Source organism: Actinomadura sp. 7K507 (genome assembly GCF_004348425.1).
Lineage (GTDB): Bacteria > Actinomycetota > Actinomycetes > Streptosporangiales > Streptosporangiaceae > Spirillospora.
Genome location: NZ_SMKK01000087.1, coordinates 25,054 through 34,002, shown reverse-complemented (window position 1 = coordinate 34,002; position 8,949 = coordinate 25,054). Strand labels below are relative to the sequence as shown.

General features: G+C 69.2%; 8 protein-coding genes. 5 read left to right on the top strand and 3 right to left on the bottom strand.

The window, feature by feature from the left end; translation table 11 throughout:
- Positions 1-857, bottom strand: an 857-nt coding sequence (locus E1285_RS20730; RefSeq protein WP_243722941.1) for a class II glutamine amidotransferase, incomplete at its 3' end; no start/stop codon positions are given.
- 230 nt (positions 858-1,087) lie between these two features.
- Between E1285_RS20730 and E1285_RS20725 the strand changes: the two genes are divergently transcribed.
- Positions 1,088-2,050: a hypothetical protein gene (locus E1285_RS20725; protein ID WP_132154498.1), complete on the top strand. Its 963-nt coding sequence runs from the start codon at positions 1,088-1,090 to the stop codon at positions 2,048-2,050.
- A gap of 20 nt (positions 2,051-2,070) precedes the next feature.
- On the opposite strand, the gene E1285_RS20720 is transcribed toward E1285_RS20725, so the two are convergent.
- Positions 2,071-2,310, bottom strand: coding sequence for a hypothetical protein (locus tag E1285_RS20720; RefSeq protein ID WP_165966689.1), 240 nt, complete (start codon positions 2,308-2,310; stop codon positions 2,071-2,073).
- Between the two features lie 1,037 nt (positions 2,311-3,347).
- Between E1285_RS20720 and E1285_RS45690 the strand changes: the two genes are divergently transcribed.
- Complete coding sequence (locus E1285_RS45690; RefSeq protein ID WP_165966688.1) at positions 3,348-4,034, top strand: hypothetical protein; 687 nt, start codon at positions 3,348-3,350, stop codon at positions 4,032-4,034.
- A 311-nt stretch (positions 4,035-4,345) separates the two neighbouring features.
- Here the strand turns inward: E1285_RS45690 and E1285_RS20710 are convergent, their stop codons facing one another.
- Positions 4,346-5,131 (bottom strand): hypothetical protein, encoded by a 786-nt coding sequence (locus E1285_RS20710; RefSeq protein ID WP_132154492.1) that lies wholly within the window; start codon positions 5,129-5,131, stop codon positions 4,346-4,348.
- A 174-nt stretch (positions 5,132-5,305) separates the two neighbouring features.
- Here E1285_RS20710 and E1285_RS20705 point away from each other — a divergent pair, with 174 nt between their 5' ends.
- From E1285_RS20705 to E1285_RS20695, 3 genes are all read left to right on the top strand, one after another.
- Entirely contained in the window at positions 5,306-6,244 is a 939-nt protein-coding gene (locus E1285_RS20705; protein WP_132154490.1) for an aldo/keto reductase, read from the top strand.
- 66 nt (positions 6,245-6,310) lie between these two features.
- Positions 6,311-7,213, top strand: a complete 903-nt coding sequence (locus tag E1285_RS20700) for a serine/threonine-protein kinase (protein WP_132154488.1) — start codon at positions 6,311-6,313, stop codon at positions 7,211-7,213.
- Between the two features lie 216 nt (positions 7,214-7,429).
- A complete protein-coding gene (locus tag E1285_RS20695; RefSeq protein WP_132154486.1) occupies positions 7,430-8,713 on the top strand; it encodes a citrate synthase in 1,284 nt (427 codons plus the stop codon).
- The last annotated feature ends 236 nt before the right edge of the window (positions 8,714-8,949 follow it).

Genomic DNA, 8,949 nt, shown 5'->3' with positions numbered 1-8,949 from the left:
GTGGTGGTTCCGGTGATCGTGCGCATGATCGGCGGGCTCGGCGCCCCCGGAAGGGACGCCTGGGAGGCGGCCTCGCGGATGGACAGGTCGGAGCGGCGCAGCGGATGGCTCAGTGGCGCGAACGGGAGGTCCGATGCCTCGGCGAGCCCGTCGACGGTGAGCAGCTCACCGGGCTGGAGGAGGCGCCAGCCCGGCCGGTCGTCCATCGGCTCGCTGGCGATGACGACGGCGGGAACCGGCCCCTCCGCCCCGGCTTCACGTTCGGGCCCGCTGACACCGCCCTTCTCCGGTGACAGGACCCACAGCTCGTTGCTCTCCGGATAGCGCAGCGCCCATATGCGCCCGGCCTCGGCCATGAGGAGGTTGAGGGAGAAGACCGGGAGCTCGGCCGCGATGCGCCGTACGGCCTCGACGATCCCGGCCGTCGTGTCGCCTCGGCGGCGGATCTCCGCGGTCACGTAGGCGAAGACCAGCTCGGAGTCGGTCTCGCCGGAGACCTGGGCGCGTTCCACGTCCGTCAGCCATGCCCGGAGCGTGTCGAGGCCCTTCACCACGCCGTTGTGCGCGAACAGGCGATCGCCCATCACGAAGGGGTGGCAGTTGTGCACGGTCAGCCCGCCCACCGAGGCGTCCCGGACATGCGACACGAACGTGTGGGACGGGACGTTCCGCGCGTGCAGGTCGAAGTCGGCGTTCTCGAAGGCGGCCAGCGGCGCGCGGTCACGGACCGGCTCGCCGCCGAGCGAGAACCATCCGAGGCCGGCGCCGTGCCGCATCCGGTGGCTCTGGGAACGCAGGCTCCGGGGCGCGTCCAGCAGCCAGTGGGCGGCCCGGACCCGGGGGCCGCCCGTGCTCATACCGAAAAGTCGGCACATACCGTTGCCTCTCACGTCACTCTAACCGTGGGTGACGGCAAACTTACCGAATGTCGCAGCCATCGATGGGCGATTCTCACCAATCGGGCCGGTGCCCACTTCGGGCGGCCCTCGCCACCGAGGGTTTTCCCCAGAATCGCGTTCTACTGCTTCGGGCCGGGGAGGCGGCCCATGCTTGCCGACGTCACACCCCCACCGGAAGGAGCGGCCCGATGTCCACGATCACGTTCCCGGTTCCGTCCACCACGACCTCCCGTTTCGCCGTCGCGGGCACGAGCATCCCCGGCGACCTCGCCGATCTGCTCTACGAGAGTCCGGCCGGCCCCTACCACGCCCACATCGCGGGACGGCTCGGCTCACCCCAACTGCAGGTCACCCGGGAGGACCTCACCTGCCTGCGCTGGGATCCAGGGCAGATCACGGCCTCCCGCCCCGAGGACAGGCAGGCCGCACGCGCTTTCAACGACGCCACCGAGTTCGCCGTCGTCACCGCCTTCGCGCCGATCACCGACCAGCCCCGCGGCGTCCAGGTCGCCCGCGCCGCCGCGCAGGCCATCGCGGACGCCGTCGGGGGGATCACGGCCGACCTCATCACCGGCCACCTGCTGACACCGTCCACCACCGAGAGAGCGCACTTCGTCCTGGCGGACCAGTGGCTCGGCGACGTCCTGCCGCCGTTTCGCGCCAACGGCCGATGCACGGCCGCCGAGCCCGGCCTGGACCCCGAGGGCGTCAACGGCTGCGCCTGCGTACGCCTCCGGACCCGCGGCCTCCGCCGCTTCGGTCTCCCCGAACTCCAGATCGGCGAGGTCGCCTGCCCGCACGACCTGGCCGCGCTCAACGTCCTGCGCACGACGGCCCGCCGGCTTCTGACCGACCACTGGTCCTGGCTCGCCACCGGCCCGGCCGCCGGCGCCCGGACGATCGCCGCCGCACTGCACCTCGGCCACGGCGACTTCGACGGCTTCTGGGACGGCGCACGCCGCGTCCACCTCACGCCCCCGGCACCGTTCCAGGTGCACCTGTGCCCGCTGACCTCGCGCCTTCTCGCCGTCGGCCCGCCGGCGGACTTCGACGGCACGGTCAACGACTGGCTCTGGGGCGACACTCTCCCCCTCGGCATGTACGACGTCCCGCGGCCGCCCGCAGCCGCCCCGCACCCGGCCGCCGCTTGACCCCACCCGTCCGAGGTCCATCACCAGAGCGGCCACGAGGGTGACGCACAGACCGCCTCGCCGACGACGAGCGTCACCCTCGCGTGCCGGGCACCGCGCCGTGCGAACGCCGTGCCGGGCACCGTACTGGGCGCCGTACTGGACGCCATGCCGGGCGCCGTGCCGCGCACGGCGTACTGGACGCCATGCCGGGCGCCGTACTGGACGCCGTGCCGGGTGCCGTGCTGGGCGGTCGCGTGGAGTGCCCGCCGGCGCCTCATCCCGGTAGCGGCGGGCGATCCGGGGGTAGCGTCCTGGCCCACCGTCATCAGTGCTGCCGAGTGAGACTTATAGCACTACGCCGCCACCCACACCCGTGCCGCACGGGTTCGCCGAATCGGGCCGACACACCGGCGTATTACATAAAAACCACCGGCATATCTACCGGACACGTCCCGTAAACCACGCGCCACCAGGACCTTCCTGGGGCATCTTTCCTATCGCGGCGAGACCGCCGTCCACGCTCGGGCAGCACACCGATAAGTCCGAATGATCCAGGACTTGTCGTACATATCACCCAGCTGGCGAAAGAATCTGCTGCGAATGATCGCTAGATCGACTGTGAGCAACATTCAACGCTCCGTAGCCGAAGTGACTACGATCGGCATTCTCACGGTGACCGACGCGATCCCCCGGGGCGAAGATGAACCGCTTTTTGGCACTTCCCAGACTTGCCGCCTTTTTTCGCGGCTTGCTCCTCTGCACAGGTGCTCTGCTGGGTTGTACCGCAATGGCCGGCGCCATCTCGGTCGGCGCGACCGCACCCGCCGACGCGGCCACCCGCGCCGAACCGGAACCCCGCAGATCGATACCGCCCGTCTGCCGTCACGCGATGAACACCGGCGACCGGCATTCCGTGCACAGGTGCAGGCAGGCATGGTTCGCGATGCAGGAGAGGTCCCGCAGGAGGTCAGGGCGCGACGGGGAGTTCGACCGCCGGGGCGACCGGAACGACCGGATGCCCAGGCCCAGGCGCCGGCACCCGTCACTGAGGCAGCTGGAGGAACTGCTCCGCCACCGGCCCACGCCGGACGCACCGAGTACCCAGCCACCGCCACCGGCACGCCCGGAGAGCAGACCGCCGCGCGCCTCGTCCCCGAAGCCCACACCCACGCCCACGCCCACACCCACACGCACCACCGAACCGACTCACACGGTTCCTCCCCAACCCACCAGCACAAGCGGCCAGGCGGACGACCTCGACTCACGCCCACCCTCACTGCAGCCGGTTCTCCTCCTCGGCATCCTCCTCCCTGCCGTGGCAGCGATCTGCTATCCGTTCCGGCACCGCCTCTACGCCGTTGCGGGGCTGCCCTCGTTCTCCGCCGCGGGAGCCGCCGATCCGCCGCAGGCCCACCTCGGCCACGGACCCACGCTCGACCCCTTCGCCGCTCCAGCCGTAGGCCTGGTCGGCTCGGGCTCGACCGCCACCGCACGCATACTGGCCCTGGCCGCCCTCGACGAGCACGGCGAGAACTCGCTCGTGGTGATACCCCGCCCCGACACCATCTCGTTGTTCGGCCTAGCCGAGGACGAACTGCTCGACGACGACACCGCCGCCCTCTTCATCCCCGGCAATCTCGATGCCGCCCTGGCATATCTCGAAACCGAACTCGCCATCCGCGAGAGCACCGGCGTTTCCCAGGCACGGCGTCTGCTCCTGGTGGCGGATCCCGGCGGAGAGACCGACAGGATCAAGGCTCTGCTCGACCGCCACCCGGGCGGCGTCTCCGTGATACTCCTCGGCCCCTGGGCCGGCGACCGAGCCATCGTCGACGACGAGGGCCTGGTCGACGCCCCTCCCAACGTGGCGGCCCCCCTCCCCCAGCGTCTCCCCGCGATGTCCCGCACAGAGGCCCGCGACCGCCTCTTCTCAACTCTGGCCCGCCAAAGACAAGGCCAGAAGCCCCCCTCCAAACGCCGCTCCACCACCCGCCGCCCGTAGAACCCCGCAGCCCGTAGAACCCCGCTGAAGGAGCCGCAACAACAGGCCACGCACCGAGTTCCGCCCATTCCGCACCGACGTCCCGGCACCACGGACGAGCAAGCTCCCACACGGCCGACGCCCAAGACCGCCGACGCCGACCTGCCAGGCGCGACGCAGCCCGCAGGCGAGCGGTACTCGTCGTCCCTGCCAGGTTCGCGGGCTAGGAACGCCTCCTCGTAGCCGGCGATCCAAGACCGCCGACGCGCACCTGCCCGGCACCACGCAGCCCGCAGGCGAGTGATGTTCTTCGTCCGGGCCAGATTCGCGGGCTAGGACGGGGCCTTTTCGTGGTTGGTGATTTCGGTTCTTACGGAGGCCAGGGCGCGGATTGCTCGGCCGAGGGGGGCGGTGTCCGGTGGGACGTCCGCGTCGCGGTCGAGGTAGGCGTCGCAGCGGAGCATCCAGCCGCGGACGACATCCTCGATCTTCGCCTCGGAGCGCCGGGTTCTGGTGAGGGCGATGTCGCGTTTCTCATCGGCGATCTCGCGCACCAGGGTCTCGTCGGCTCCGAGGGCCTGGACGTCGGCGAGCGCGTATCGGCCGAGCCGGTCCGTGGTGAGGCCACGCTCGCCGGCGATACGGTCGAACGTCCGGCGGGGCCAGCTGAGGATCGTCGCCGCGCCACCGGAATCGACGGTGTCGATCAGCGGGCCCTTCCGCGCGGAGACGACCGACCGCACGGAGCCCGCGTCGAGCCGGTCCAAGTCGCCCAAGAGGTAGACCGGGTGTCCGCGGAAGTTGCTGACGACGTTGAGGTCTCCCTGGGCGACCAGCACCTCGACGTCCCGGCGCTCGACGTCGAGCCCCACCCGCGCGGCCAGCCTGGCGGCCGCCCTGGCGGATCCGACCGGCGGGTCGTCGCCGAATCTGGCGATGACACGTTCGCCGTGTCCCTTGACCTCCTCGGCGAGCTTCGCGGACCACCGCTCTCCGTCGAGGTCCGGACCGGGGAGGACTCCGTGCTCCAGGCCGATGCGCATCTGCCACCGGGCGAGCCCGAGATGGCCGGCGAACTGGTGGGCGCCATAATGGCGACGAGTGATCTGCACAGGCATTGCCGCGCCTTTCTTGCCGCGATGGGACGTTGACGCGACACAGCCTCGCCGACGGGAAGAGCCCACAATAGTAGAACTCGATTCTGTGGATAAGCCGGGGATGTTCAGCGGGCAATTCAGGGCAATCGGGTTTCATGGGTCGAGTGCGGGGGTGGGGCATGCCAGGGTGAGGGGATGAACGCGATACAGCGGCTGGGAGTCGGCCTCGCCGCGCTGGGGCGGCCGGCGTACATCAATGTGGGCCGGGCGGACGAACTGCCGCCCGACCGGAGCATGGAGGCCATGCGTGAGGCGACCTGGAACGTCCTCGACGTCGCGTACTCGGCGGGCATCCGCTGGGTGGACGCGGCGCGGTCATATGGCAAGGCTGAGGAGTTCCTCGGTGGCTGGCTCTCGGCGCGCGCGCCGGAGGGTGTGACGGTATCGAGCAAGTGGGGCTACGCCTACGTCGGTGAATGGAAGACCGATGCCCCCGTGCACGAGGTCAAGCAGCATGACCTCGATCGTTACCGGGCCCAGTACGAGGAGACGCGTACCTTTCTCGACGGGCATCTGTCCGTGTATCAGGTGCATTCGCTGACCGGAGACAGCCCGCTGTTCCAGGACGTCCGGCTACAGGAGGCCCTCGCGGAGTCCGCCGCGGACGGCGTCCAAGTGGGCTTCACCACATCCGGCCCAAGGCAGCCCGAGACGATACGCCGGGCCATGGAGCTGGAGGTGTCCGGACAGCGTCTGTTCAGCACAGTCCAATCGACGTGGAACCTTCTCGAGACCTCGGCGGAAGAGGCACTGCGGGAGGCCCATGGCGCGGGACTGCGTGTGCTGGTCAAGGAGGTGCTGGCCAACGGGCAGCTTGCCGTGCGACCGCCGGCGGCCGTGCGGACCGTCGCGTCCGGGAAGGGAGTCCAGCCAGACGCCCTGGCCCTTGCGGCTGCTTTGAGCCGGCCGTGGGCGGACATCGTCCTCGTGGGCGCGGTCAGTACGACGCAACTGGTGGCCAACCTTGCTGCGACGGAGGTCGACCTCGATGAGGACGAGGTGGAGACGCTTTCCGGCCTGGGAGTTCCTCCGGAGAGCTACTGGGCCGACCGGGGTGCGCTCCCCTGGACGTGAGGGCCGTGGGGCGGCCGGATCGTGGGACGATTGAGCGCGCCCCACCAGGATCGGATCCCCCTGCACATGCAGTCAGACCTCCCACAGATGATCGGCCCGTACCGCGTGGTCGCCCGGCTCGGTTCCGGCGGCATGGGCGAGGTGTTCCTCGGTGCGTCGCAGAGCAGGCGGCTGGTCGCGGTCAAGGTCATCCGCCCGGAACTCCTGGACGATCCCAGGTGGAGGGAGAGGTTCCGCCGTGAGGTGACCTCCGCACGGTCGGTCAGCGGCTTCTACACCGCGCCGGTGGTGGACGCCGATCCGGACGCGGACCAGCCGTGGCTGGCGACGCAGTACATCCGCGGTGTGAGTCTCTCCAAGGTCGTCCAGGAGAAGGGACCGCTGCGTGAGCGGGCCGCGTGCCGGCTGGGCGCCGGGCTTGCCGAGGCTCTGATCGCGATCCACCGGGGCGGGATCGTCCACAGGGACCTCAAACCGTCGAACGTCCTGCTCGCCTCGGACGGGCCGAGAGTCATCGATTTCGGTATCGCGCGACCTCTGGACGCGCTCCCCCTGTCGCGTACGGAGATCCTGGGGACGCCCGCCTACATGTCGCCGGAGCAGGCCCTCGGCGACCCCGTCCATCCGGAGAGCGACGTGTTCTCCCTCGGCTCGACCCTCGTGTACGCGGCGACCGGCGCACCGCCTTTCGGGACCGACCACAAGGTGCGCGGGCGCATCGTCTACGGCGAACCGGACCTCACGCTGCTGCCCGCCCCAATGCGCGGGCTGGTCACACGCTGTCTCGTCAAGGAGCCTGGGGAACGCCCTACGCCGGACCATGTCCTCGTTGCCCTGTCAACGCTGCTGGACGCGCACTATGGCGAGGAATGGCCCACCATCGACGTCGAGCAGCTGATCGGCGCACAGGAACGGACGCTGGTCGAGATCACCGCCGAGCTGCCCACTCTGCGTGAGGCTCCTCCCTAGGACGGCCGTCTCGCAGGAGCGCCGCGTCCATCCGGATGTCACATCCATGCGGAGGCCGCTCGGCCGGGGCGGGCGGCCCTGCCGGCGCAAGGTCCGCGACCGCCCGCCGTCACGTGGAGGGGCACCGGATAGGCGCATGTGATCACGTGGATACGATGAAGCACGGGAAGAGTGGAACGTCTACGCAGGTGTGGACGCAGTTGGGAGTGAGCGAATATGTCGGATTTCGAGCTCAGCCACGCGGGCGGCCGGATGCCCCTTGAGGTGACCCAGTCGACGGAGGGTCCCTCCGGTGTGGGCGTGGAGAGTCTCCTCAAGGAGACAGGCCACGTAACGCTCGATCCCGGTTTCACCAACACGGCGTCCACCACATCGGCGATCACCTACATCGACGGTGATGCGGGCATCCTTCGCTACCGGGGTTATCCGATCGAGGAGCTGGCGGAGAAATCGTCCTTCCTCGAGGTCGCCTACCTGCTGATCCATGGCGAGCTGCCGGCACCTGACCAGCTGGACGACTTCACCGACGGCGTCCGCAACCACACGCTGCTGGACGAGAAGTTCCGCGCGTTCTTCTCCGCCTTCCCGCGCCAGGCGCATCCGATGGCGGTGCTGTCGTCGGCTGTCAGCGCCCTTTCGACGTTCTACCAGGACAGCCTCGATCCCTTCGATCCCGACCAGGTCAACCAGTCCAGCATCCGGCTCATCGCCAAGCTGCCCACCCTGGCGGCGTACGCGTACAAGAGCTCCACCGGTCAGCCGCTGCTCTACCCCGACAATTCCCTCGGGTACGTGGAGAACTTCCTGCGGATGACGTTCGGCCTTCCCACGCAGCCGTACGAGATCGACCCTGAGATCATGCGCGTGCTGGACATGCTGTTCATCCTGCACGCCGACCACGAGCAGAACTGTTCCACCTCGACGGTGCGTCTCGTGGGGTCCAGCCAGGCGAACCTGTTCTCGTCCGTGGCGGCGGGTGTCGACGCCCTGTTCGGCCCGCTGCACGGTGGCGCCAACCAGGCCGTCCTGGAGATGCTGGAAGGGATCCACCAGGACGGCGACGACATCGACTCGTTCGTCCGGCGCGTCAAGGACAAGGAGCCGGGCGTCAAGCTGATGGGCTTCGGTCACCGCGTCTACCGCAACTACGACCCGCGCGCCGCCGTCGTGAAGAAGGCGACCGGCAAGGTCCTCGACGCGCTGGGCAAGTCCGACCCGCTGCTCGACCTGGCCATGCGCCTCGAAGAGGTCGCGCTGAGCGACGACTACTTCGTCGAGCGCAAGCTCTACCCGAACGTGGACTTCTACACCGGGGTCATCTACAAGGCGATGGGCTTCCCGACGAACATGTTCACCGTCCTCTTCGCGCTCGGACGCCTGCCGGGGTGGATCGCCCAGTGGCGGGAGATGCTGGACGACTCGTCCACCAAGATCGGCCGCCCGCGCCAGGTGTACGTGGGGCCGGGCGAGCGCCGCTATGTGGAGCCGTCCGCCCGCTGACGCAGGCCGCTTCACGCACCCTTCCTGGGACGCGCCGTTTTGATCGGCACCCGCGCTGTAGCGGGCGGGCTTCCTTACCCGCCCGCTATTGACGCTTCCGACCGACCACGACGTTGGCCCGACAAAGCGACATTCGCCACATTTCCGGTCCCGTTATCCACAGAATTCGATTCTGTATCTTTCGGCCGGCCGCCTCCTCGAAGCTGGACGCCACAGACCCGTCCAAGAGCCCGAGG

Coding starts and splice junctions, on each gene's coding strand:
- E1285_RS20725 (WP_132154498.1), top strand. CDS start 1,088: ATGTCCACGATCACGTTCCCGGTTCCGTCCACCACGACCTCCCGTTTC.
- E1285_RS20720 (WP_165966689.1), bottom strand. CDS start 2,310: ATGAGGCGCCGGCGGGCACTCCACGCGACCGCCCAGCACGGCACCCGG.
- E1285_RS20710 (WP_132154492.1), bottom strand. CDS start 5,131: ATGCCTGTGCAGATCACTCGTCGCCATTATGGCGCCCACCAGTTCGCC.
- E1285_RS20705 (WP_132154490.1), top strand. CDS start 5,306: ATGAACGCGATACAGCGGCTGGGAGTCGGCCTCGCCGCGCTGGGGCGG.
- E1285_RS20700 (WP_132154488.1), top strand. CDS start 6,311: ATGCAGTCAGACCTCCCACAGATGATCGGCCCGTACCGCGTGGTCGCC.
- E1285_RS20695 (WP_132154486.1), top strand. CDS start 7,430: ATGTCGGATTTCGAGCTCAGCCACGCGGGCGGCCGGATGCCCCTTGAG.